At 71.2% G+C, this 24001-nt stretch carries 22 protein-coding genes; 14 read left to right on the top strand and 8 right to left on the bottom strand.

Annotated features, from left to right (window positions below; genetic code table 11):
• Nucleotides 1-83: 83 nt before the first annotated feature.
• Nucleotides 84-578, top strand: coding sequence for a dUTP diphosphatase (gene dut, locus LPC10_RS08100; protein WP_231346235.1), 495 nt, complete (start codon nt 84-86; stop codon nt 576-578).
• A gap of 201 nt (nt 579-779) precedes the next feature.
• On the top strand, nt 780-980 hold the full coding sequence (locus tag LPC10_RS08095) for a hypothetical protein (protein ID WP_096484556.1): 201 nt from the start codon (nt 780-782) through the stop codon (nt 978-980).
• Between the two features lie 27 nt (nt 981-1007).
• Here LPC10_RS08095 and LPC10_RS25675 read toward each other — a convergent pair whose 3' ends face one another.
• The gene (locus tag LPC10_RS25675) at nt 1008-1382 is read right to left on the bottom strand and encodes a hypothetical protein (protein ID WP_370644717.1); all 375 of its coding nucleotides are present in this window, start codon (nt 1380-1382) and stop codon (nt 1008-1010) included.
• Between the two features lie 306 nt (nt 1383-1688).
• Here LPC10_RS25675 and LPC10_RS08085 point away from each other — a divergent pair, with 306 nt between their 5' ends.
• Nucleotides 1689-2315, top strand: a complete 627-nt coding sequence (locus LPC10_RS08085; RefSeq protein ID WP_231346234.1) for a TetR/AcrR family transcriptional regulator — start codon at nt 1689-1691, stop codon at nt 2313-2315.
• Between the two features lie 38 nt (nt 2316-2353).
• Here LPC10_RS08085 and LPC10_RS08080 read toward each other — a convergent pair whose 3' ends face one another.
• The 3 genes from LPC10_RS08080 to LPC10_RS08070 form a co-directional block, all read right to left on the bottom strand.
• Complete coding sequence (locus LPC10_RS08080; RefSeq protein WP_231346233.1) at nt 2354-2698, bottom strand: DUF1330 domain-containing protein; 345 nt, start codon at nt 2696-2698, stop codon at nt 2354-2356.
• A 2-nt stretch (nt 2699-2700) separates the two neighbouring features.
• The gene (gene pyrF / locus LPC10_RS08075; protein ID WP_231346232.1) at nt 2701-3399 is read right to left on the bottom strand and encodes an orotidine-5'-phosphate decarboxylase; all 699 of its coding nucleotides are present in this window, start codon (nt 3397-3399) and stop codon (nt 2701-2703) included.
• 133 nt (nt 3400-3532) lie between these two features.
• Nucleotides 3533-4165 carry a uracil-DNA glycosylase family protein gene (locus LPC10_RS08070; RefSeq protein WP_231346231.1) on the bottom strand — a complete coding sequence of 211 codons (633 nt, stop codon included), beginning with the start codon at nt 4163-4165 and terminating at the stop codon, nt 3533-3535.
• Nucleotides 4166-4321: 156 nt separating this feature from the next.
• Here LPC10_RS08070 and zwf point away from each other — a divergent pair, with 156 nt between their 5' ends.
• The 6 genes from zwf to LPC10_RS08040 all read left to right on the top strand — a co-directional run bounded on the left by zwf (nt 4322) and on the right by LPC10_RS08040 (nt 13684).
• Nucleotides 4322-5797, top strand: a complete 1476-nt coding sequence (zwf, locus tag LPC10_RS08065; RefSeq protein WP_231346230.1) for a glucose-6-phosphate dehydrogenase — start codon at nt 4322-4324, stop codon at nt 5795-5797.
• Nucleotides 5798-6128: 331 nt separating this feature from the next.
• Nucleotides 6129-7502: an SWIM zinc finger family protein gene (locus tag LPC10_RS08060; protein ID WP_231346229.1), complete on the top strand. Its 1374-nt coding sequence runs from the start codon at nt 6129-6131 to the stop codon at nt 7500-7502.
• Nucleotides 7502-9085: a DUF5691 domain-containing protein gene (locus tag LPC10_RS08055; RefSeq protein ID WP_231346228.1), complete on the top strand. Its 1584-nt coding sequence runs from the start codon at nt 7502-7504 to the stop codon at nt 9083-9085. The genes LPC10_RS08060 and LPC10_RS08055 overlap by 1 nt, the downstream gene beginning before the upstream one ends.
• Complete coding sequence (locus LPC10_RS08050; RefSeq protein ID WP_231346227.1) at nt 9082-10182, top strand: AAA family ATPase; 1101 nt, start codon at nt 9082-9084, stop codon at nt 10180-10182. Before LPC10_RS08055 ends, LPC10_RS08050 begins: the two co-directional genes overlap by 4 nt.
• An 8-nt stretch (nt 10183-10190) precedes the next feature.
• The gene (locus LPC10_RS08045) at nt 10191-12518 is read left to right on the top strand and encodes a DUF5682 family protein (RefSeq protein ID WP_231346226.1); all 2328 of its coding nucleotides are present in this window, start codon (nt 10191-10193) and stop codon (nt 12516-12518) included.
• On the top strand, nt 12515-13684 hold the full coding sequence (locus LPC10_RS08040; protein WP_231346225.1) for a VWA domain-containing protein: 1170 nt from the start codon (nt 12515-12517) through the stop codon (nt 13682-13684). The genes LPC10_RS08045 and LPC10_RS08040 overlap by 4 nt, the downstream gene beginning before the upstream one ends.
• A gap of 28 nt (nt 13685-13712) precedes the next feature.
• On the opposite strand, the gene LPC10_RS08035 is transcribed toward LPC10_RS08040, so the two are convergent.
• A complete protein-coding gene (locus LPC10_RS08035) occupies nt 13713-15077 on the bottom strand; it encodes a hypothetical protein (RefSeq protein ID WP_231346224.1) in 1365 nt (454 codons plus the stop codon).
• Between the two features lie 408 nt (nt 15078-15485).
• On the opposite strand from LPC10_RS08035, the gene LPC10_RS08030 reads away from it, so the two are divergent.
• The 3 genes from LPC10_RS08030 (at nt 15486) to mqo (ending at nt 19180) form a co-directional block, all read left to right on the top strand.
• Nucleotides 15486-16577: a hypothetical protein gene (locus LPC10_RS08030; RefSeq protein WP_231346223.1), complete on the top strand. Its 1092-nt coding sequence runs from the start codon at nt 15486-15488 to the stop codon at nt 16575-16577.
• The gene (locus LPC10_RS08025) at nt 16574-17248 is read left to right on the top strand and encodes a hypothetical protein (protein ID WP_231346222.1); all 675 of its coding nucleotides are present in this window, start codon (nt 16574-16576) and stop codon (nt 17246-17248) included. Before LPC10_RS08030 ends, LPC10_RS08025 begins: the two co-directional genes overlap by 4 nt.
• 267 nt (nt 17249-17515) lie before the next feature.
• Nucleotides 17516-19180, top strand: a complete 1665-nt coding sequence (mqo, locus tag LPC10_RS08020; protein ID WP_231346991.1) for a malate dehydrogenase (quinone) — start codon at nt 17516-17518, stop codon at nt 19178-19180.
• 159 nt (nt 19181-19339) lie between these two features.
• On the opposite strand, the gene LPC10_RS08015 is transcribed toward mqo, so the two are convergent.
• Nucleotides 19340-20530, bottom strand: a complete 1191-nt coding sequence (locus tag LPC10_RS08015; protein WP_231346221.1) for an AI-2E family transporter — start codon at nt 20528-20530, stop codon at nt 19340-19342.
• 72 nt (nt 20531-20602) lie between these two features.
• Nucleotides 20603-21055, bottom strand: coding sequence for a molybdenum cofactor biosynthesis protein MoaE (locus LPC10_RS08010; RefSeq protein WP_108939489.1), 453 nt, complete (start codon nt 21053-21055; stop codon nt 20603-20605).
• A 148-nt stretch (nt 21056-21203) separates the two neighbouring features.
• On the opposite strand from LPC10_RS08010, the gene LPC10_RS08005 reads away from it, so the two are divergent.
• Both LPC10_RS08005 and mbfA read left to right on the top strand, forming a co-directional pair.
• Nucleotides 21204-22226 (top strand): gamma carbonic anhydrase family protein, encoded by a 1023-nt coding sequence (locus LPC10_RS08005; protein ID WP_231346220.1) that lies wholly within the window; start codon nt 21204-21206, stop codon nt 22224-22226.
• A gap of 49 nt (nt 22227-22275) precedes the next feature.
• On the top strand, nt 22276-23268 hold the full coding sequence (gene mbfA / locus LPC10_RS08000; protein WP_231346219.1) for an iron exporter MbfA: 993 nt from the start codon (nt 22276-22278) through the stop codon (nt 23266-23268).
• Between the two features lie 7 nt (nt 23269-23275).
• Here mbfA and LPC10_RS07995 read toward each other — a convergent pair whose 3' ends face one another.
• Nucleotides 23276-23974 carry a DsbA family protein gene (locus tag LPC10_RS07995; protein WP_231346218.1) on the bottom strand — a complete coding sequence of 233 codons (699 nt, stop codon included), beginning with the start codon at nt 23972-23974 and terminating at the stop codon, nt 23276-23278.
• Nucleotides 23975-24001: the final 27 nt, after the last annotated feature.

The following is a 24001-nucleotide window of genomic DNA, read 5'->3' as shown; positions in this document are numbered from 1 at the left end:
CCGTCCCCGCCCAGGATTGCCCTGACCGCGCGGTTCGCGGAAAGCTCGTCCCGCCCTCTCATCCGGACGTCGAGAAGACCCCTTTGCCAGATTCCCTCCCGAAGGTCGGCCTCCACCTCCTCGATCCGCGGTTGATCGGATGGGGCTTCCCCCGCTGGGGCAGCGCGGCGGCCGCGGGGCTCGACCTGCATGCCTGCCTCGATGCGCCGCTGCTCCTCGAACCGCAGGCGTCGCCGGCGCTGATCCCCGCCGGCGTGTCGGTCCGGATCGGCGATCCCGACTGGTGCGGGCTGGTCTTCGCCCGCTCCGGCCTCGGCCATCGGGAGGGGTTGGTGCTCGGCAACGGCACAGGCGTGATCGACGCCGATTACGAGGGGCCGCTGATGATCTCTGCCTGGAACCGCAACCCGCCCGGCAGCCGGGCGGCGATCCGCATCGAGCCGGGCGAGCGCATCGCACAGCTCGTCTTCACCCGCGTGTTCCGGCCGGATTTCGAGATCCGCGAGGGCACGGCCGAGCCGGATGCGCCCGCGTCCGGACGCGGGCAGGGCGGCTTCGGCTCGACCGGTCGGCGCTGAGGCAGGATCGGATCAGCCTCCGAAACGACGCGCCAAATCTTGGCAATGCAAATCGGCCGAAGAGCAAGCTTGGCCATTCGAAGCTTCGAAGGACAGAAAGGCAAGCTTGGCCGAGAGAAAAGCGAGAGAAAGGACGGCGGGACGATTGAACTCTTCTGCGCCGCCTCCGTTGGTTCTCCGCACCCACCCGCGAGATGAACCATGGCCGCCCCTCACGACATCCTCGGCTTCTTCGAGCACCGCACCGACGGCGCCTGGGTCTGCGTCCGGCCCTTCACGCTCAACACCCGCTCGACCCAGGTCGATATCCGGCGCGGCATGCGCTTCGAGTACGGCCGGCGTGTCGGTGGCCTCGACCTCGCGGAGTATCTGGAACAGCTCGGCTCGCAATTCGGCTCGTAGTCGCTTCCCGCACACGCTGCTCGGGCGTCACAGCGACGCCTGAGCCTTCGATAGGCTGACCATCCGGTGCGGTGAACGGCAAGGCCGCGCGTGATGTGCGCATGCCGGTTGGGCTGCGGACAAAGTATCCTCTCCGAAATCGGACGTCCTACGGCCGATCATCGGGTCGCTGCCGCCGCAAAACCTGCGGGTAGGCAGCCTGTCGAGCCTTCCGGGATCGCGCGCGGCCGTGTCGAAGGTCGCGGCGACCGAGGTCGGATCGCCGACATCGTTCCGGCCGACATCGTTCCGGATGACGAGCGCCCCTCGGCCGGCGGCCTCACCGTGGGATGCGGTCTCGGCGATGCCCGCCGCATCGGTGTTGCCGGTGATCGCGACATCCGCGCCTTCCTGCGCGAACAGGACCGCCGTCGCCCGGCCGATCCCGGAATCGGCGCCGGTGATCAGAAGCCCCCTTGCCTTCGAGCTTCATGAGAGGTTCCATCCGCGGAAAACAGCCGCTCTCCGATGGTTGCGACGATGCACCGTGCATGACCGGCACGCACTTTCGGAAGCGGCGATTCCGGGGCAAGCACGGCCGGAGCGACCCGGTTCCGGGGCGCAAGCGGGGGCGTTGGAACAGCGTGCCCCTCTGGTGCTTTGTGAAGCCAACCGCTCGCATCAAGCCGCTTTGACGCGGCCGGTGTCGAAGCTTAGGTACAAACAACGATGTCCGCCGCCACGGCCCAGATCCTTCCTCCTGTCGAAGACGCCACCCCGACGACGCGTGACCGGATCGTGGAGACGGCGGCCCGCTCGTTCCAGGAGATCGGCTATCAGAAGACCACGGTCGCCGATATCGCCCGCACGCTGAAGATGAGCCCGGCCAACGTCTACCGGTTCTTCGAGTCGAAGAAGGCGATCAACGAGGCGGTGGTCGAGCAACTGACCGGCGAGATCGAGGCGATGATCGCCACGATCGCCGACGCGCCGAACCTCGATGCCCCGGAGCGGCTCAGCCGGATCATCACCGCGCTTCATGACGATTGCCGCCGCCGCTTCGAGGCGCATCCGCGCGTCCACGAGATGGTCGAGGCAGCGATGAGCGAGAGCTGGGGGGTGTGCCAGGCCCATGTCGATCGCATCGGCGCCGTGCTCGCGCGGGTGGTGGCCGACGGGATGCGCGAGGGCGCCTTCACCGTCGCCGACCCGAAGAGCGCCGCAGCCTGCCTTCAGGCCGGGGTCACCCGCTACTGCCACCCGATGCTGGTCGGCCGGCAGCCCAATACGATCGAGCCGCCACTGCCGGTGATGATCGCCTTCCTGCTCAGTGCCCTGCGGGCAGGGGGCCGCTGAGGCGGCCGGGCGATCTCAGGGATCTGTTCGAGACCTGCTTACTCCGATGCGGTGCCCGGCGTCGGCGCCGGCTCGGAGACGACGGGCTGCGGGCCGTCATAGCCCTCGATCACCAGGATGTCGGCCTCCGCGCCGCCCTTCTGCAGGGCGCGGGCCGATTGGTAGAGGTCGGAGTTCCAGCAGGCCAGCGCGTCGTCGTAGCTCGGGAACTCGACGATGACGTTGCGCGCCCGCGCCTGCCCCGTCACTGCCTCGAAGGCGCCGCCGCGCACGAGGAAGCGGCCGCCGAAGCGGGCGAAGGCGGCACCGTTGGCCGCCGCGTAGGCCTTGTAGGCCTCCGCGTCGCTCACATCGACCCGCACGATCCAATAGCCCTTGGTCATGTCTAAGCGTCCTCCATCTCGGCAACGATTCTCTGCGCGACCGCGCGGGGGTCGTCCGCTCCGGTGATCGGGCGCCCGACCACCACGTGGTCGATGCCCGCCGCCCGCGCCTGCCCCGGCGTCATCACCCGCTTCTGATCGCCGGCCTCCGCGCCCGCAGGCCGTATGCCGGGCGTCACGATCAGCCCCGACGGGCCGATCCGCGCGCGCACCGCACCCGCCTCGGCCGCCGCGCAGACGATGCCGTCGATGCCGATCTCGGCCGCCTGCGTTGCGCGGCGCGCGACGAGCTCGGCGACGGGGAGGGCGTAGCCGGCCTCCGCCGCATCCGCATCGTCGTAGGAGGTCAGCACGGTGACCGCGAGGATCTTCAGGCCGGCGCCGCGCCCGCGTACGGCCGCGCGCATGGTCTGCGGATAGGCATGCACCGTCAGGAAGGTCGCGCCGAGCGCGGAGGCCGAGCGCACCCCCTCCTCGACGGTGTTGCCGATGTCGTGGAGCTTGAGATCGAGGAAGGTCTTCTTGCCCGCGCGCGCCAGCCGCGCGGCGAAGTCGAGCCCGCCCGCGTAAGCTAGCCGGTAGCCGATCTTATAGAAGGTCGCCGCATCGCCGATGCGCGCGACCAGCCGCTCGGCCGCCGCCACATCGGGCAGGTCGAGGGCGACGATCAGGCGGTCGCGGGGGTCGGCACTCTCCGGCATCGGGCTCTCGTCGGTGACACGCGTCGGTGGCTTGGGCGCGGCAGCGATCCCCCCAAGGCGGCTGCCTGTCAACGCTGGAGTTCTCCAGGTGGTGCAGGCTGGCGGTCGTACGGTTGACGCACGCTCCAGAATTTCAATTCTTCGTATCCACCATCACCCGCGCCACCTCGGCCCGCAGCACCGGCAGAAGGTCGGCCTCGAACCACGGGTTCGTCCGGAGCCAGCCGTTGTTGCGCCAGGAGGGATGGGGCAGGGGCAGCACCCGCGGCCGCGCCGAGGCGTCGAGGATTGCGCGCCAGCCCGCAACCGTCTCGGTGAGGCCACCCGGTCGCGGCCCGAGGTGCCAGGCTTGCGCGTACTGGCCGATCACCAGGATCAGATCGAGCCGCGGCAGGCCGGCGAGGAGGTCGGCCCGCCAAGCCGGCGCGCATTCCCGCCGCGGCGGCCGGTCGCCGCCCTTGGCATCGAGGCCGGGGAAGCAGGCGCCCATCGGCAGGATCGCCACCCGTGTGGAGTCGTAGAACGCCGCCTCATCGAGCCCGAGCAACGCCCGCAGGCGCCGGCCCGACGGATCGCTGAACGGGATGCCGCTGCGATGCGCCCGGTTGCCCGGCGCCTGACTCGCGATCAACAGCCGCGCGGTGGCGCTGCCCTGCACCACGGGGCGCGGCTCATGCGGCAGGGGTGCGCCGTAGAGCGGCGCGTCGCGGCAGAGCCGGCAGGCGCGCAGGCGGGCGGCGGTGGCATCGAAGGTTTCGGCAGGCATGGCCCTGGAAATGGGGCGGGCCGGCCGGGCGCGCGATGCGTCACCGCGCCTGGCCGGCACGGACAAGCGCGGGATCGCCCGCACAAGCTTGGCACGAATCGCGCAGGCCCTACCTCACTTACCGCGCGCATCCGGCGCGCCGAAGGGGAGGCACGCTTGGCAGGATCGCGCGCGTCACGGCTGGGGGCGGGCGTCGGCCCGAAACATCCGCAGGTCGTCGTCCTCGTCGGCGCCACCGGCGACCTCGCCCAGCGGAAACTCCTGCCCGGCCTGTTCCACCTGTTCAGCGCCGGCTTCATCCCCGACCTGCGGATCGTCGGCGTGTCGCTCGATGACATCGGCGTCGAGGCGTTCCGCGAACGCGCGCACAAGGCGATCGACCGGTTCTTCACCCGGCAGGCCAAGGACGGGGAATGGGCGGCTTTCGCCGAGCGGCTCGACTACGTGCCGCTCTCGGCCGGCGCCGCGGCGCTCGCCGCGGCGGTGGGGCGGGCCGAGGCGAGCCTCGGTCAGGAGAGCCAGCGCCTGCACTATCTCAGCGTGCCGCCGGCCGCCGCGCTCACCGTGGTGCGCCTGCTCGCCGAGGCGGATCTGGCGGCGGGCTCGCGCATCGTCATGGAGAAGCCGTTCGGCACCGATCTGGAGAGCGCGGTGGCGCTCAACGAACGGCTGCACGAAGTCTTCTCCGAGGACCAGATCTTCCGCATCGACCACTTCCTCGGCAAGGAGCCGGCGCAGAACATCCTGGCCTTCCGCTTCGCCAACGGCCTGTTCGAACCGATCTGGAACCGCACCTTCATCGACCACGTGCAGATCGACGTGCCGGAGACGCTCGGGCTCGGTACCCGCGCCGCCTTCTACGAGGCGACCGGCGCCTACCGCGACATGGTGGTGACCCACCTGTTCCAGATCCTCGGTTTCATGGCGATGGAGCCGCCGACCTCGCTCGAACCCGGCCCGATCTCGGAAGAGAAGAACAAGGTGTTCCGCTCTATGCTGCCGCTCGACCCGCGCGAGGTGGTGCGCGGGCAATATGCCGGCTACCGATCCGAGCCCGGCGTCGATCCGCAATCGGACACCGAGACCTTCATCGCCCTCAAGTGCCGCATCGACAATTGGCGCTGGGCCGGGGTGCCGTTCTTCCTGCGCACCGGCAAGCGGATGGCGGAGGGACAGCGCATCATCTCGATCGCCTTCCGGGAACCGCCCAAAAGCATGTTCCCGGTCAATTCGGGTGTGGGCGCGCAGGGACCCGACCACCTCACCTTCGATCTCGCCGACGCCTCGAAGATGTCGCTCTCGTTCTACGGCAAGCGGCCGGGGCCGGGGATGCGGCTCGACAAGCTCTCGCTCCAGTTCAACATGAAGGACACCGGCCTGATGGGCGAGGTGCTGGAGGCCTACGAGCGGCTGATCCTCGACGCCATGCGCGGCGACCACACGCTCTTCACCACGGCCGAGGGCATCGAGCGGCTGTGGGAGGTCTCGACGCCGCTGCTCGAGGCGCCCCCGCCGGTACGGCTCTACGCGCCGGGCTCCTGGGGCCCGAAATCGATCCACCAGCTCGTGGCGCCGCAGGCTTGGCGCCTGCCCTTCGAGCGGGAATGGCGCAACACCGACGAGCAGGGCTGAACGCCGACCACGATCCAAACGGTTCGGGGTGCTCACAAAGCGCCTGCCGTGCCGTCGCGTTCGAAGAGAAACGCCCGATGACCGGGAGACTTACAATCGCGGCGGACAGCTAAGCTATGCCGGCCACGCCGTCACCGATGCGGCCGCCGGCGATCTGTCCGGGGACATTCTGGAATAATTCTTAGATTAGTCGCGAATCATTCGTCGGCAAGACGTTTGTCGGCGTACTTGAACAGGAGAGAATTCCGCATCGAACTTGCCCGTCGGTCTGATTTGTCTAGACTGAGCCTGATTAGCTGATTCGATTGACGGACATGACACCGCACGCCGCATGAGCCTGACGACTGCCCAGATCCTCGATCTCGCCCCCGACGCATCGAGCCGCAAGGCCGGACAGGATCAGGCGAAACCGCAGAAATGGGTCGGCCTCGGCCGGGCGGGCACGGTCATCTGGGGCGAGATCAAGGGCAGCGGGGCGAGCCCCTACCGCACGGTGGCGGATCTCGCCGGCCCGGCCTCGAAATGCACCTGCCCGAGCCGCAAGTTCCCCTGCAAGCACGCCCTCGGCCTGATGCTGGTCGATGCCGCTTTGGCCATCGCCGAGGCAGAGCCGCCGGACTGGGCCGCCGCCTGGATGAAGGGACGCGACAGCCGCGCCGCCGCGGCCGAGACCCGGGCGAAGGAACCCGCCAAGCCGGTCGACGAGCGGGCGCAGGCCAAGCGCCGTCAGGCCCGCGAGGACCGGGTCGCGGCGGCGCTCGATGAACTCGATCTGTGGCTGCGCGACCTGATGCGGCGCGGGCTCGCCGCCGCGCGGGGCGAGCCCTACGCCTTCTGGGACCGCATGGCCGGCCGCCTCGTGGACGGGCAGGCCCCCGGCCTCGCTCGGCGCGTGCGCGCCCTGCCGGGATTGATCGCCGCCGCGCCCCAGCCCGGCGCGCCCCGGCCGGAAGCCGCGCTCGGCCTCGGCCTCGGCCGCCTCGCCCTGTTGCTGCGGGCCGCGCGCCGCCTCGATGCGTTGACGGCCGAGCAGGCGGCGGGGGTGCGCGCCGCGCTCGGCTACCCCGTCACCGCCGAGGAGATGGCGGCCCGGCCGGACCAGGCCGACACCTGGGCGGTGCTGGCCCACGCGGTCGAGGAGGAGGACCGGCTCACCGCCCGCTCGGTCTGGCTCGTCGGCCGTGAGAGCGGCGCCCTGGCCCAGGTGATCGATTACGGAACCAGCGGTTCGCCCCTGCCGCCGGCCCCCGCCGCCGGCCAGGATTTTTTCGGCAGCCTCGCCTTCCAGCCCGGCGATCCGCCGCTGCGGGCCGTCTTCCGCGAGGGCCGCGCCGGCTCCGCGGCGCAAGCCGTGCTGCCGGGTGCGGCCAGCGTCGCGGCGGCGCGGGACACCTTCGCCGAGGTGCTGGCACGCGCCCCCTGGCTGGAGCGCTGGCCGGTGCGGCTCGCGAATGTGCGTCTCGGCCGTCTCGCGACTGCAACCGGGGGAAGGGCGGCCTTCGCGGCAGGCGACGAGACCGGCAGCCTCGCGCTCGGGGCCGATCCGCGCCTGCCGAGCCTACTCGCGGTGGCGGCGGGCCGGCCGGTCGATCTGTTCGGCCTCTACGATGGCTATGGCCTCCATCCGCTCGCTCTCATCGCGCAAGGTCGCCTCTACGCGATGCCGGCGCAGGGTGCGCAGCCGGTCCTGCTGCAGGTGGCCTGATGGACGCTGCCGATCGCGTCACCGACGGCTGGGAGCCGACGCTCGCCGCCGCGCTTCTCGGGGCCGAGCGCGCCCCGCCGCCCGCGCCCGGTCCGCTGACCGCACTTGTCGCGGAGAGCGATCCCGGCGCAGCCCTGCTGGCGCGGCTCGCGGCGGAGGGCGTCCACCATCTCGCCGGCACGGAACTCGGGCCGGAGGCGCTGGCGCCGATCGAACCGCGCGAGGCCTTCGGGCCCGAATGTCCGCCCGCGGCCGCCACGCGGCTCTACGGCCTCCTCACCGAGGGATACAGCGCGCGCAGCCGCGTCGAGGAATGGTTCGAACTCGCCGCCGCCGCGGGCTCGCGCCCGCCCGCTTGGCTGTTCCAGGTGCTGATGCAGCAGCGCGACAGCCTGCCGACGACCGCCCCCGCCGTCATCGGCGCCGAACTCGACTGGCTCGCCCGCGCCTGCGGCGAGGCCCCGGACCAAGGAGCGGAGACCGCGGACGCATCGGATTGGACCGAGGGCACGGTGGCCGAGCGCCGCGCCGCCTTCACCGCCCTCCGCGACCGCGATCCGGAAGGCGCGCGCGCCGCCTTGGAGCCGGTCTTTCGCAAGGAGAAGGCCGACGCGCGCGAGGCCCTGGTCCACGCCCTGGCGACCGGCCTGTCGCAGGCCGACGAACCCTTCCTCGAGGCCTGCCTCGATGACCGCGCCAACGGGGTGCGGCTGGCCGCGCAGCACCTGCTGCCGAGGCTTCCCGACTCGCGCTATGCCGAGCGCATGGCAGCGCGCGCTCGCGCCGCACTGAGTGTCGAGAGCAAGCGCAAGCTGCTGGGCGGCACCACGCACAGCCTCGTCGTCACCCTGCCGGAGGAGAGCCCGGAACTGGCCCGCGACGGCGTCGAGGCGAACCAATGGGAGCGGCGCGGCGGCGGCGCCCGTGCCGGCCTGCTGCGGGCGATCCTGGCACGCGCGCCGCTGCACGCCTTCGCCGAGCATCCGCCGCGGCTCTGGATCGAACTGGCACTCCGCAGCGAGTGGGCCGACCCGGTCTTCCACGGGCTGTTCTCGGCGGCCAAGCGCACCCTCGACCCGGCCTGGGCGGAGGCGATGGCCGACATCACCGCCGAGGCCTACGAGGGCAAGGTCACCGGCGTCCGCCGCACCAACGAGGTTCTCGGGATGTGGGCGGAGGCGCTCGACCTCCTGCCCGACGCCGCGTGGGAGGCCCGCGTCGGCGCGCTGATCCGCGCCCGCAAGATCGAGGTGGTGCTGGCGGTGCTGGCCCAGGGCCCCGAGCATTTCTCGGAAAGCTTCAGCGCCACCCTGCTCGACTGGCTCGCCTTCGTCACCCGGGGCTCGGACGCCCTGCGGCGCGATCTGGCCAAGCCCTGGGTGATCGCCCGCCTCGGCGACCGGCTCTGGCCGAGCGACGACAGTGCCGCCTCCGCCGCCGCCATCCTGGCGCGGCTGCCGGAGGAGGATGCGGATCGCCTGCGCACGCAGCTCACGGGATTGACCGGCGTGCTGGAACTGCGCGCCGCGATCCGGCGCGATTTCCGACCGGAGACCACCACAGGGGGAACGGCCCAAGGATGACATCGACCCACGCCGTCAAGACCGCGCAGCTGCGCCAAGCCGCCGAGGACGCCTTCGCCGAGGAGATCGCGGCGCTGCGCGAATCCGACGACCGGCCGCGCCCGCCGAACTGGCAGATGTCGCCGCAGGCCGTCGTCACCTACCTGCTCGGCGGCCGGCTCGCCTCCGGCTTCGAGGTCACGCCAAAGTATATCGGCGACCGGCGCCTGATGGAGGTCGCGGTGGCCACACTCGCCACCGACCGGGCGCTGCTCCTGCTCGGCGTGCCGGGCACCGCCAAGAGCTGGGTCAGCGAGCATCTGGCGGCGGCGATCTGCGGCACCTCGCGCCTGATCGTGCAGGGCACCGCCGGCACCAGCGAGGAGGCGATCCGCTACGGCTGGAACTACGCGCTGCTGCTGGCCAAGGGCCCGAGCCGCGAGGCGGTGGTGGCCTCGCCGATCATGCGGGCGATGAACGAGGGCCGCATCGCCCGCGTCGAGGAGCTGACCCGCATCCCCTCCGAGACGCAGGACAGCTTCATCACCGTCCTCTCGGAAAAGACCCTGCCGATCCCTGAGCTGAACGAGGAGGTGGCGGCGCAAAAAGGCTTCAACCTCATCGCCACGGCCAACAACCGGGATCGCGGCGTCAACGAATTGTCGAGCGCCTTGAAGCGCCGCTTCAACACCGTGGTGCTGCCCCCGCCCGCCACGATCGAGGCCGAGATCGCCATCGTCGAGACCCGCGTCGCCTCGCTCGGCCGCGCCTTCGAGATCCCGGCCGAGCCGCCGGGCGCCGAGCAGATCCGCCGCGTCGTCACGATCTTTCGTGAGCTGCGGGAGGGCGTCACGGCGGACGGCAAGAGCAAGGTGAAGCAGCCCTCCGGCACGCTCTCGACGGCGGAGGCGATCAGCGTCGTCGGCAGCGGGCTGGCGCTCGCGGCGCATTTCGGCGACGGCCGCCTCTCGGCGCACGACCTCGTCTCGGGGATCGCCGGCGCCGTGGTGAAGGACCCGGTGCAGGACGCCATCGTCTGGCGCGAATACCTCGAGACCGTGGTCAAGGAGCGCGCAGACTGGAAGGACTTCTACAAGGCCGCCCGCGCGAGCGCGTGACCCGAACGATGTCCGACATCCGTCTCTTCGGCATCCGCCACCACGGCCCCGGCTCGGCCCGCTCGCTCCGGGCGGCACTCGAAGCCTTCACCCCCGACTGCCTGCTGATCGAGGGTCCGCCGGACGCCGACGCGCTGATCCCGCTTGCCGTGCGGGAGGGCATGGCGCCCCCCGTCGCGCTCCTGGTCTATCGGCCCGACCGGCCCCGCGACTGCGCCTTCTTCCCTTTCGCGGCGTTCTCGCCGGAATGGGTAGCGATGCGCCATGGCATCGCGGCCGGCGCGAATGTGCGCTTCATCGACCTGCCGCACGCGAACCAGCTCGCCGACGGTTTCGGCGTGCCGAACACCTCACCCGAGGCCGCGCCGATCGATGCGGAGCCGGTTTGCGAGGCGGCCGAAGCGCCGTCCGAGCACGGGCCCGATCCGGCGAAAGCCGCGATCCGGCGCGACCCGCTCGGCGAACTCGCCGCGCTCGCCGGTTACCCGGACGGAGAGCGCTGGTGGGACGCCCTGGTCGAGAGCCGCGCGGGCGCTGACGGCGACGTCTTCGCCGCGATCGGCGAGGCGATGGGAGCGCTACGCGAGGGCGCCGAGCCCGACCCCGACGACGCCTTCCGCGAGGAGGCGCGCGAGGCGCATATGCGCAGCGTGATCCGGAAGGCGGCCAAGGAGGGGTTCGACCGCATCGCCGTGATCTGCGGCGCGTGGCACGTGCCGGCGCTCGCCCGCCACGACGTCAAGGGTCAAGCGACCGCCGACGCTGCGACGCTCAAAAACCTGCCCAAGACCAAGGTCGCCGCCGCCTGGGCGCCCTGGTCCTACGAGAGGCTGGCCTTCGCCTCCGGCTACCGCGCCGGGGTGCTCTCGCCGGAATGGTACGACACCCTGTGGCACCACGAGGGTCGGGTGGCTGCCCGCTGGCTGGCGCGGGCGGCCGCGCTGCTGCGCGAGAACGATCTCGACGCCTCGCCGGCCTCGGTGATCGAGGCGGCCCGGCTCGCCGAGGCGCTGGCGGGGTTTCGCGGCCGGTCCCGGCCCTCCCTCGACGATCTCGATGAGGCCGCACAGGCCACGCTCTGCTTCGCCGATCCGGCGCCGATGGGGCTGATCCGGCGCAAGCTCGTCATCGGCGAGCGCCTCGGCGCCACCCCGCCGGACAGCCCCGGCACGCCGGTCGAGACGGATTTCGCGGCCCAGTGCAAGCGCCTGCGCCTGAAGCCCGGCGCGTCCGCCGGCGAGATCACCCTCGACCTGCGGAAAGAAACGGATCTCGCCCGCAGCCATTTCCTCAACCGGCTCACCCTGATCGGCATCCCGTGGGGGGAGCGGCGCGAGGCGCGCGGGCGCGGCACCTTCAAGGAGGCGTGGTTCCTCGCTTGGCAGCCGGAATGGGTGGTGGAGCTGGTGGCGGCCTCCGCCGAGGGCGGCACGGTGGCCGAGGCCGCCGCCGGCCGGGTGCGGGTGCGGGCTCGCGAGGCGACCCGCGTCGCCGACCTTTCCGGCCTGATCGGCACGCTCCTCGACGCCGATCTGGCTGACGCCACGGCGGAGGTGATCCGCGCGCTCAACGACCGCGCCGCAGTCTCGGCCGACGTGTTCGACCTGATGGACGCGCTGCCCGCGCTCGCCGAACTCGCCCGCTACGGCTCCGTGCGCTCCTCCGACACCGAACCGGTCCTCGCCGTGGTGCGGGGCCTCGTGCCGCGGGCCGCCGCCGGGCTGGTCGCCGCCTGCCAGAGCCTCGACGACGACGCGGCGGCCGCCGCCAAGGCGCGCATCGTCGCCGTCTCCGGCGCGGTCGCGCTGATCGAGGAGCCGGAGCTGAAGGCGGTGTGGCGGGAGGCGCTGCGGGCGTTGGCCGATCAAGAGCACGTCCACGGCCGCGTCGTCGGCCGCGCCGTGCGCCTGCTGTTCGATGACCGCGCCATTACGGCCACCGAGGCCGGCGAGCGGCTGCGGCTCGCCCTCTCGCGGGCCTCGGGCGCAGGGCCGGCCGCCGCCTGGATCGAAGGTTTTCTCGAAGACAGCGGCACCGTGCTGATCCACGGGCGCGAGTTGCTCACGGTGGTCGACGAGTGGCTCTGCGGCCTCGACGAGGCCCTGTTCATCGAGCTGCTGCCGCTGGTGCGCCGCACCTTCGCGACCCTGGCGCCGGCGGAGCGCCGGACAGTCGGCGAGGCACTGGCCCGGCCGGGCGGCGCGTCGCCGGGCGCAGCGGAAGGGTCTCACGGCTTCGACGCGGGGCGCGCGGCCAAGGTGCTGCCGCTCCTGCGCCTGCTGCTCGGCCCCGAGCCGGCCCGAACCGCGGGCGAAACCACCGGAGACGCCGCATGAGCGAAGCCGTGAGCGAGACGGAACGCCTGCGCCGTTGGCGCCTCGTCCTCGGCGGCGGGGCGGCCGAGGGCACCGGCTGCAGCCTGAGCGAGCGGGACGGGCGGCTCGACCGGGCGATGGGCGCCCTCTACGATTCCGACCGCAAAGGGGGCCTCGGTGCCTCCGCCCCCTCCGTGCCGCGCTGGCTCGGCGACATCCGCGACTACTTTCCGGCCTCTGTGGTGCAGGTGATGCAGCGCGACGCCTTCGAGCGGCTCGACCTCAAGCGGATGCTGACCGAGCCGGAGATGCTGGAGGCGGTCCAGCCCGACGTCTCCCTCGTCTCGACCCTGATCTCCATGCGCGGCCTGCTCGGCGGGCGCACCAAGGAGACAGCCCGCCTCGTGGTGCGCAAGGTGGTGGACGCGCTGATGAAGCGGCTTGAGGAGCCGCTGCGGCAGGCGGTGACCGGGGCGATCGATCGCGCCAGCATCAACCGCCGCCCGCGCCACGCCGAGATCGACTGGAACCGCACCATCCGGGCGAACCTGCGCCATTATCAGGCGGAGTACCGCACCATCATCCCGGAAACCCGCCTCGGCCACGGGCGAAAGAGCCGCGGATCGCTCAAAGACGTGATCCTGTGCATCGACCAGTCGGGCTCGATGGCCAACTCGGTGGTCTACTCATTCATCTTCGGGGCGGTGATGGCCTCGCTGCCCGCCGTCTCGACCCGGCTCGTGGTGTTCGACACCGAGGTGGTCGATCTCTCGGATGAGATGGACGATCCGGTCGAGGTGCTGTTCTCGGTCCAGCTCGGCGGCGGCACCGACATCAACCGGGCGGTCGGCTACTGCGCCTCGCGCATTACCCGGCCCGAGGACACGGTGCTTGTGCTGATCTCCGATCTCTACGAGGGCGGAGTCGAGGCCGGGCTGCTGGCGCAGGCGCAGCGCCTCGTTGGCGCAGGTGTGCAGGTGGTGGCGCTCCTGGCGCTCTCCGACGAGGGCGCGCCGGCCTACGACCGGGGGCTCGCCGCGCGGCTCGCGGCGCTCGGCGTGCCCGCCTTCGCCTGCACGCCCGACCTCTTCCCCGACATGATGGCGGCGGCGATCCGCAAGCAGGATCTCAACGCCTGGGCCGCGGGCGCCGGCATCGCCGCGGTCCCGGCTGCCCAAGAAGGCTGAGATGGCGCCGGCGCCACCCGCCCGCCGCTCACTTCGTCTCAGACCCGGTTCTGGGTTCAGCGGCGCGGATCTCCGCTTCGAGCTCCCGCGCCCATTCGAGATACTGCGTCGCGCCCGCCCGTTCGAGCACCGGCACGGCCTGCGCGGTCCGGGCCAGCGCCTGCTCGCGACTCTCCGCGGCGATCCGGATCAGCACGTCGCGCCGCAGCGCCGCGTCGCCGGCCCGGCTCGCCGCGAGGTCGCGGGCGAGACCGTCGGCGGTCTTCGCCCGGTCGAAAAGATCCTGCGCCAGCCGGTAGCGGGCGAAGGCGGCGTCGAACGTCTCGGAGGCCGCCTCGTAGCCCTTGATCGCCGCGCGCTGGTCGGCCACCGCCCGGTCATGGATCGCAAGGTCGCGCTTGCGCGTCGCGATCCGGCTGCGGGCGCGGCCCATATTGGAGCGGGCGCGGGCCAGGGCCCGCCGGTCGTCCCGGGGATCGAAAAGCGGGATCGCCCGCTCGTAGAGAGCAACGCCACGCTCGAAATCGTTCAGGTTCCGGGTCAGCGCCGCGCGGTCGACATAGGCCGCGCCGAGATTGTGCCACAGCCGTGCCGAGGCGAAGGACGGCGCCTGCGCCTCCGCGCTCGGCAGCGCCCGCTCGTAGGCCGCCACCGATCGCTCCATAAAGGGCCGGCGCTCCGCCGGTTCGGCGAAGGCGGCGGCGTAGCTGTAGGCGGCGCCGGCCGCGTTGCGGGCCTTGAACAACCCTCTTTCGTCGAGCTGGCGGGGTTCCGGCCCCTCGCCGCGCTCGGCCCGCTCCGCCATCTCGCCGGCCCGCCGCAGTTGATCGACGTCGTTGTGCCAGCGGCCGGCCTGCACGAACTCATCCGCCGAAGCGGTCTCGGCCCCGGCGCGGCAATGCCCGTCGGCCGCGTCGCAGAACGCGGTCTGGGCCAGCAGGAGTTCGCCGGCAATGGCGAAAGGAGTGCTGTCGCGGGCCTCTTCGCCAAAGTCGGAGAAGCGGCTGGCCAGGGATTCAAGCAGCCGGCCTTCGCCGCGGCGCAGACCGGCGAGGATCAGCCCGTTCACCGCCCGCAGCGGCGTCTCGCGCTCTGCGGCGGGCCGATCCTTCAACGCGTCGAGCCGGTCCGCCGCGAGCATCAGGGCGGCCTCGCCCGGCGTCGGCGCCCCGCTGCCGTTCTCGGTCGTCTTCCCCTGCTCGGCGTCGCAGATCAGGGTGAGCAGGAAGGCCTGCATCGTCTCCGTCTCCGGCGGCCCGCCGCAGATCTCGGGCAGCGGGGTCGCCCCGAAGCGCTGGAGCGCGTCGAGGCGGACCCCATGCACCGTGTCACCGATGGGGATCCTGATCGGATCGGGTTTCGCCGCAGTGGGCGGCGCCTCCGGGGTGGCCACGGCTGCCCCCGCCCAGAGCAGCGCCCCGGCCGGCCACCCGGTTCGGAGGCGGCGGAGCGAGGGGAGCGAATGTCGGATCGGCATGCGCGCGCATGTAGCGCGGGTAATGCGATTCACAATGCAACTGCCAACCCTGCCAGGCGTCATCCGGCAATCGGCGGCGGCTCCCCAGTCCCGGTTCGATGCGCGCGCCGCTGAACCGGCATCCGCTTCGCCCGAGAGCGCTCCAGCCCACGAGGTCCACCCCTGTCCGTCGTCCCCTCCATTTCCGGCCGCCCGCCCGTTCCGGAGGCGCCGCTCACCTTCGAGGCGCCGCTCACCTTCGCGGACCGGATCACCGGCAACCTCTACGCGCAGCGGGAGCCGCTCGCGGCGCAGCGGCGGCGCATCCTCACGCTCGGCCTGCCGGTGGTGTGGTTTCTCATCCTGCTCGGCGCGGTCTCCGGCTGGGCGACGGCGGGCGGGCGCCGCACCCTGTCCGCATTCTGGCGCGACCTGTCCGGCTTCGATCCGCTGCCGCTCGCCGCTTATCTCGGACTGATCACGCTCGCTCTGCTTGCGACTTACGCGCTCCACCCCTGGTTTGCCCGCCGCCGGGTGCGGGCCCTGATGGGGCCGCCGGGCGGCGACGGCCACGATCCGAGCCCCGTGCCAGTGCGCTACCGGCTCGACGGCGCCGGGCTGACCCAGACCGCGCCGGATCTCACGAGCTTCGTGCCCTGGCCGCACATCGGCGCGCTCGGGGAGGACCGGCACCACCTCTTCCTGCCGACGGAGATCGGCGAGGTCCCGATCGTCCTGCCCAAGGCGTCTCTGAGCCCGGAGACGATCGCGGGCATCCGGCGCTGGGTCCAGGCCTGCGCCGGCCGACCCGCTCCCGCACTGCCGCCGGCCGAACCGGCCGCCGGGCCCGAGGCTTTGCGCGCGACGATGCGCCTGACGGCCGACGAACGGGTGCCGCTCATCCTGCGCAGCCTCGGCAATCCCTGGGCCCGCCGCGCCCGGCTCACCGGCGCCGCCGCGTGGCTCGTTGGCCTGACCCTGCTCTATCCGGCCCTGCTGATGATGCTCTGGGCGGTCGATCCCTACCGGGTGCCGCTCGCCGACGCGCTGCCGCTCTTCGCCGAGATGGTCGCGAACGACGTCTGGAAGCCCGCCGCCTTCACCGCGGCGGTGATCGTGGGGTTCTTCGCGGTCCATCCCCGCGCGAGCCGCTGGTTCGCTGGCGATCTCGCCCGTCAGCTCGAGGCCGAGGCGCCGCCCGGCGCGGCCGAGATCGTGATCGACGAATCCGGCATCACCACCGCGAAGGACGGCGCCCGCGCGCATCTCGGCTGGCCGCTGTTCCGCGGGCGCGAGCGCGTCGGCGACCTGATGATCCTGCCGATGCGCTGGGACGAGGTGCTGCCCGTGCCGCTGCGGATCTTCGAGCCGGAGGCGCGCGCCCGCGTCGAGGCTCTCGCCGAACGCCACATCCCAGCGGAGACACGCGCCCGATGACCGATGCGTCCGCCCACCGCCTGCGCGCGGCCCTTCTCGCCTCCTACCTGTTGGCCGGCTTATCCGCCTTCACCCCGGCCTGGGCCGAAGAGATGCCGGACTCGACCGAGGAACCGGCACCGGATGTGAGCACGGACCCGGCGGATACCCCGGCGGGCCCGATCACGCTGCGCCTGGATCAGGGCTTCCGGCTCGATCTGCCGCCGGGCTGGGTGCTGGAGGAGGCGGGCGGGGATCCCGGTGATGCCTCCGGACGGCGCGTGGTGCGGATCGTATGCGAGACCCCGGCCTGCGCCCGCACGCGGGAGGCCTGCACGCTTCGCCTGCGCCCGAAGGCGGTCGAGGGCGAGGACGACGCCGCCCGCCTCGCCGGCCTCCACGCCACGCCGCTCTCCCGCTATGTCCGCCTGCGCGCGGTCCTGAAGAGCACGAGCGCGAGCGCCTCGATCCGCAAACCGCTCGGGCCGGAGCGGTTCGGCGCCCGCGACTGGATCGCGGTCGAGACCGAGGCGGCGCCGCGCTTCAAGTCGGGCCTGTTCGCCGAGACGGTGGTCGACGGCCGCTATCTCGGAGCGATCTGCAAGACCTGCGAGACCGGCGCGGTCCGGCACGAAGCGGCCCGTTCCATTCTCGCCAGCGTGCGGCGGGTCGAGCGCTCGGCCGCACGCTGACGTTTCCAAGAGAGGAGCGCCAGTCATCTCAGGTCGCCCTTGATTCAGGCCCGGGCGGGGCCGAACGATCTCTCCCGTGAGGCCTGACAATCCGCCGTCCCTGTTCAAGTTTTCAGGGCATGGCAGCCATGTAATCACCGGATTGTGGCTGGCCCAATCCTGTTGTAGCGCACCCACGGGACCAATAAATTTTTGAGCGGCGCGTAAAATAAAATGAACGCTGACGATAAAATGCACATTCGCTCCGCCAATGTGCAACATAGCCCAATGCCGATGAACCGGCGTCAAGTCCTCGGCGGCGCCCTGGCCGGTCTGGCCGCAACCGCTCTGCCGGCGTCGCCCCTGCTCGCCGCGGGCGAGGCCCGCAAGGTCGATGTCCTGCTGATCGGCGGCGGCATCATGAGCGCGACGCTCGGCGTCTGGCTGCGCGAACTCGAGCCCGACTGGTCGCTGGAGATGGTCGAGCGGCTCGACGGCGTGGCGCTGGAAAGCTCCAACGGCTGGAACAATGCCGGTACCGGCCACTCGGCCCTCGCCGAGCTCAACTACACGCCGGAGGATTCCAAGGGGAACATCCAGATCAAGAAGGCCGTCGAGATCAACGAGGCCTTCCAGGTCACCCGCCAGTTCATGGCCTGGCAGGTCCGGCAGGGCGTGCTCAAGAACCCGCGCAGCTTCATCAATTCCACGCCCCACATGAGCTTCGTCTGGGGCGACGACAACATCACCTACCTGCGCAAGCGCTACGAGGCGCTGAAAGCCAGCCCGCTCTTTGCCGGAATGGAGTTCTCGACCGACCCCGAGCAGCTCAAGAAATGGGTCCCCCTGATGATGGAGGGGCGCGACCCGAAGCAGAAGGTCGCCGCCACGTGGTCGCCGCTCGGCACCGATTGCGAGTGGGGTGAGGTCACCCGTCAGTACATCGCCTCCCTGAAGAGCCAGCCGAAATTCGACCTGCGCCTCTCGACTGAGGTCGAGAGCTTCGAGCGCATCAAGGACGGCAAGGACGGGTACACGTGGCGCGTCACGTCGAAGAACCTGAAGGACGGCAGCCGGTCCACGGTCGATGTCAAGTTCGTGTTCATCGGCGCGGGCGGCGGCGCCCTGCACCTGCTCCAGGCCACCGGCATCCCCGAGGCTGACGACTATGCCGGCTTTCCCGTCGGCGGCTCGTTCCTCGTCACCGAGAACACGGAGGTGGCGATGCGCCACCTCGCCAAGGCCTACGGCAAGGCCTCGGTCGGCTCGCCGCCGATGTCGGTGCCGCACCTCGACACCCGCGTGCTCGACGGCAAGCGCGTGATCCTGTTCGGACCGTTCGCGACCTTCTCGACCAAGTTCCTGAAGGAGGGCTCGTATTTCGACCTGCTGACCTCGACCACCACCAGCAACGTCTGGCCGATGGTCCGCGTCGGCGTGGAGCAGTACCCGCTGATCGAGTACCTCGCCGGCCAGGTGATGCTGTCCGACGAGGACCGCTACCAGGCCCTGCGCGAGTACTTCCCCGACGCGAAGAAGGACGAGTGGCGCCTCGTCCAGGCCGGCCAGCGCGTGCAGATCATCAAGCGCGACGCGGAGAAGGGCGGTGTCCTGAAGCTCGGCACCGAGGTGGTGTCGGCCAAGGACGGCAGCATCGCCGCGCTGCTCGGCGCCTCGCCGGGCGCCTCCACCGCCCCGCCGATCATGCTGAACGTGCTGGAGAAGGTGTTTGCCAAGCAGGTCGCCAGCCCGGAATGGCAGGCGAAGATCCGCCAGATCGTGCCGAGCTACGGCACCAAGCTGAACGACGATCCGCACCGGGTCTACCAGGAGCTCGCCTATACCAGCGAGCAGTTGCAGCTCACCCCGCCGCCGCAGATCGGCACTCCGGCCCAGCCGACCCCCGCGGCCGAGATGGGTACGGTCAAGCCGGTCCCCGACATGGCGCCGTAAGGACATGGCGCCGTAAGAAGGACATGGCGCCGTAAGGCGGTCGGATCAGACGATCGAACGGTTTCCTGATGATCATTTCGGAAGCCGTTGGTTCCCCTCTCCCCGCACGCGGGGAGAGGGACATACCACTTGTCCCGAAGCGATCAGCGGGACATCGCGTCAGGCTCCCTCCGCGCCGTCCTCGATGTAAAGCTCGTCCAGCAGCACCTTGATCACCGCCACGAGCGGCAGGGCGAGCGCCACGCCCCACAGGCCGAACAGCACGCCGAACAGGAGCTGGCCGGCGAAGATCGTCGCCGCCGGCAGGTCGAGGGCGCGCCGCTGGATGAACGGCGTCAGTCCGTAGCTCTCCGCCGTCTGCACCGCGAGGTAGACGCCGAGCGCGCCGAGCAAGCCGTTCAGCCCGGAGGCGAGGCTGCTCAGCAGGATCACCACGCCCGCGATCAGCGGCCCGATCGTCGGCACGAAGGCGAGCAGGCCGGCCTGGAGCCCGAGGATCAGCGCGCCGCCGATGCCGAGGAAGCTGAGGCCCACCCAGGTCAGCACGAAGATCGCCGCCATGGTCACGAGTTGGCCGAACAGCCAGTGCCGCAGGGTCTCGCCCGACCCGTCGAGGACGCGCGCGGCTTTCTCGCGGCGGCGCCGGGGCACGAGCCGCAGGGCGCCGTCGCGGTAGCTCCCCGGATCGGCAGCGATCGCGACACCGAGGAAGATGATCACGAGCACGTTGCCGAGCGCGTTGAACAGCGCGATCACCACGGTCGTGGCCGGGCCGAGCACGTTGCCGGCATCCGAGAGGAGCGAGCCGGGGCTCTTCAGGGCGCCCGAGGCGAGGCCCGCGAGACCGCCCTGCTTCTGTCCCTTTCCGTCCTGGCTCTTTCCGTCCTGGCTCTTTCCAGCTTGGCCCTCGTCCTTCTCGCCCTGACCGGACTCGGCACCGGCACCCTGGGGCGCCGGGGTCGCTTGAGACAGGTCGATCTCAATGCCGCGCTCCTTCAGCCAATCGCGCACGGTCTCCGATTGCTGGCGCACCGTGGTGCCGAGGTCGCGCGCTTGGCTTGCCACGGTGGCGCCGCCGAAGGCCGTGAGACCCAGCGCGAGGGCGGCGAGCACGAGGCAGGCGAGAGCAAGGCGCCAGCCCCGCCCGATCGGCAGCACGTGGCCGAGACCGCGGGTGAGCCCGTCGAGGAAGACGGCGAACAGGATGCCGGAAAAGATCAGCAGCAGCGTCGCCGCCGCGGTCCAGGCGAGCCAGAGCGCAGCGGCGAACGCCACGACCGCGATGCCGGCGACCGCGAGGCGCCGTGCGCCGGGCGGGTCGGCCGGCGGGCTGAAAGGGGGAGCCGTCATGAGGTCGGGAATCCGTTCGCGGTTCGTGTGAGGCGGCTGGCCCGGGACGATCGATCGTTCAGGCCCAGATGTTCACGTCCAAGCCTGCGCGGCGGCGGCATCGGCCTCCGTCGCCTCGACCCAGCCGCCGGTGGTGCCGTCGGCGAGGTGCTCGCGCTTCCAGAAGGGCGCGCGGGTCTTGAGGTAGTCCATCAGGAAATCGGCCGCCGCGAAGGCGGCCTTGCGATGGGGTGAGGCGGTGACGACGAGGACGATGCCCTCGCCCGGCCGCACCAGCCCGTGGCGGTGGATCACCCGCAGGGCCTGGACCGGCCAGCGCGCGCGCGCCTCCTCGACCACGCGGGCGATCTCGGCCTCGGCCATGCCGGGGTAATGCTCCAGTTCCAGCGCCGCGAGCCGGCCCGCCTCGTCGCGGCACAGGCCGGAAAAGGTCACGACCGCGCCCGCCCGCCCCGCCAGTTCCGCCTCGATCCGGGCGATCTCGGCGGCGGTGTCGAAGGGCTCGGACTGGATGCTGACCGTCATGATCGCCTCTTCGGGAACGCGTACGCGGGCAGGCATGGTGCGGCGAGCGTTTTCACGCCGGCCCGTTACTCCATTTGCCCGTGGGCCTATATGGCTCAAGAAGAGGACCGCGCCACCGGCGCCGTTTCGAAGAACAGCGAGCCGCGACGTGACGCCCGACCTGATCCTGCCCCATGACGGCATCCTGCCCGTCTTCGCCAGCCGCCCCGTCTGGTGCGGGCGCGCCAGCACGGTGATCGGCACTGCCACCCTCGGGTCCCAGGCCTGGCTCGGGGACGACAGCGTGATCCGCAGCGACGGCCAGCCGATCACCGCGGGCGACCGCTTCTGGCTCGGCGCCCGCTCCACCGTCCACATCGCCACCGAATCGCTGCCGACCCATATCGGCGACCGGGTCACGGTCGGCCGCAACGCGGTGGTGCATGCCTGCACCGTCGGCTCGGACGTGGTGATCGAGGACGACGCCATCATCCTCGACGGAGCGATTGTCGGCGACAACGTGCTGATCGAGGCGGGCGCGACGATCTTCCCCCGCTCGAACCTCGAGAGCGGCTTCGCCTATGGCGGCAACCCGGCCAAGCGATTGCGCCCCGTCACGCCGGAGGAACTCGCCGAGCGGGCCGAGCGCCTGCGCGAGGCTTCGGGCGAGACGGCGAACCAGCCCGCGCCGGCCGAGCCGCCGGAGACCGACGCCAGTGTGTTCGTGGCCCGCACCGCCCGGCTCTCCGGCCGCATCGCGCTCGGCGCCGGGGTGACGGTGCTGTTCTCCTGCGAACTCGCTGCCGAGGTCGGCCCGATCGTGGTCGGCGCCGACACCAACATCCAGGACAACACCGTGATCCGCAGCCGCGGCGAGGGCGTGGTGATCGGGCGCGACACCACCATCGGCCACAATGTGCGCATGGCCGATTGCCGGATCGGCGCCCGCTCCCTCATCGGCATCGGCTCCGTGCTCGCACCGGGCACGGTGGTGGCCGACGACGTGATGCTGGCCGGCGGCTCGACCACCGATCCGGGCCAGTTGCTGGAGGGCGGCCATCTCTGGGGCGGGCGGCCCGCGCGCATCCTCGGCGCGCTCGATGCGAAGAAGCGCGCGCTGATGAGCCACATCGTCGAGGGCTATTGCCGCCACGGCCGCGAGTACCGGCTGCTGCAGGAGCAGGAGGGGTGAGGTCACTCAGACCTGCTGCGATGCGCCCTCCCTGGAGGTCGACACACCGATGATGAGCCGTCTCTCGATGCTGACGCTCGGCGGCCGGAAACGGTTCGACGATCTCAGCGAGCAGGAGATCCTGGCCCTCGCCATCGGCTCCGAGGAGGAGGACGGCCAGATCTACCGCGCCTACGCGGCACGCCTGCGCGCCGACTATCCCCATTCCGCCGCCCTGTTCGACGCGATGGCGGAGGCCGAGGACGAGCACCGACGCCGTCTGATCGCGCGTTACAAGGCGCGCTTCGGCGACTTCATCCTCCCGATCCGGCGCGAGCACATCGCCGGCTATTATGCCCGCAAGCCGCTCTGGCTGATGCGCAATCTCGGGCTCGACCGCGTCCGCGAGGAGGCCGCCGCGATGGAGCGGCAGGCGCGCGACTTCTACCTCGCCGCCGCCCGGCGCTCGACCGACGCCGACACGCGGGCCCTGCTCGGCGACCTCGCCGCGGCGGAGAGCGCGCACGAGCGCACGGCCGAGGCGCTGAGCGAACAGCATCTGGACGGGGCCGGCCGCGACGCGGAGGATGCGGTCGCCCACCGCCAATTCGTTCTGACCTGGGTCCAGCCGGGGCTCGCCGGCCTCATGGACGGCTCGGTCTCGACGCTCGCCCCGATCTTCGCCACGGCGTTCGCCACGCAGAATCCGTGGACGACCTTCCTCGTCGGCCTCTCCGCCTCGCTCGGCGCCGGCATCTCGATGGGCTTCACGGAAGCCGCCCACGACGACGGCAAGATCTCCGGACGCGGCTCGCCGCTCAAGCGCGGCCTCGCCTCCGGCATGATGACGGCGATCGGCGGCCTCGGCCACGCGCTGCCCTACCTGATCCCGAATTTCTGGCTGGCGACGAGCATTGCCTTCGCCGTGGTCTTCGTCGAGCTCTGGGCCATCGTCTGGATCCAGAACCGCTACATGGAGACGCCCTTCCTGCGGGCGGCCTTCCAGATCGTGCTCGGCGGCGGCCTCGTGCTCGCGACGGGCATCCTCATCGGCGGCGCCTAAGGCAGGTCTACCCGCAGGCGATCTGATCGCAGCGCCGCACCGCTGCGATCATCTTCGCCAAAGACTTCACGCCGGGATGGCCGAGCACGCCGGTATTGCCGAGGACGTAGGAGGGCGTGGCGGAAAGCCCGAGATTGGCCGCGACGTTCATATGCGCGCGCATCGCCTCGCGCACCTCGTCGCTGTCGGCGATCTGTTCGAGTTCAGCGCGCGACACGCCGGCCTTGGCGCTGGTCTTGGCGGCAATATCCAGCGCCTTGAGCCCGTCGATCTGACCCTTGGTCGACAGCAACTGGCCATAGAAGGCGAAGGCCGCCGCCGAGCCGAACTTGCGCTGCACCGCGAGCGAGACCTTGGCGGCCTGGGCCGACATCGGCGACAGGATCGGGTTGTGGACGAGACCGATGCGCAGGGCGGGATCGCTGCCCGCGAGCGCGGTGACGTCGGCGGCGGCCTTGCGGCACCACGGGCAGTTGTAATCGAAGAACTCGTAGAGGGTCACCTCGGCCTCGCGGGGCCCGACATAGGTGACGCCGCGCAATTCCTGGATCTGCCCGGTGATCTCGCCGGGCAGCCGCATGTTGGTCACCGGCCGGCCCTCGTCGTTCTCGACCTTGAAGGTCTGGCCGTAGCTCTGCGCGGCGGCCGGGCCGGCGATGGCGAGGCCGAGCGAGGAGGCGAGGAAGCGGCGGCGAGAGAGGGGCATCGGCAACGGACCAGCGTATGGTGAGGC

Origin of the sequence: Methylorubrum sp. B1-46 (assembly GCF_021117295.1) — a bacterium.
Taxonomy (GTDB): domain Bacteria; phylum Pseudomonadota; class Alphaproteobacteria; order Rhizobiales; family Beijerinckiaceae; genus Methylobacterium.
The sequence above is the reverse complement of the archived record's forward strand: the minus strand, read 5'-3'. Positions and strand labels throughout refer to the sequence as shown.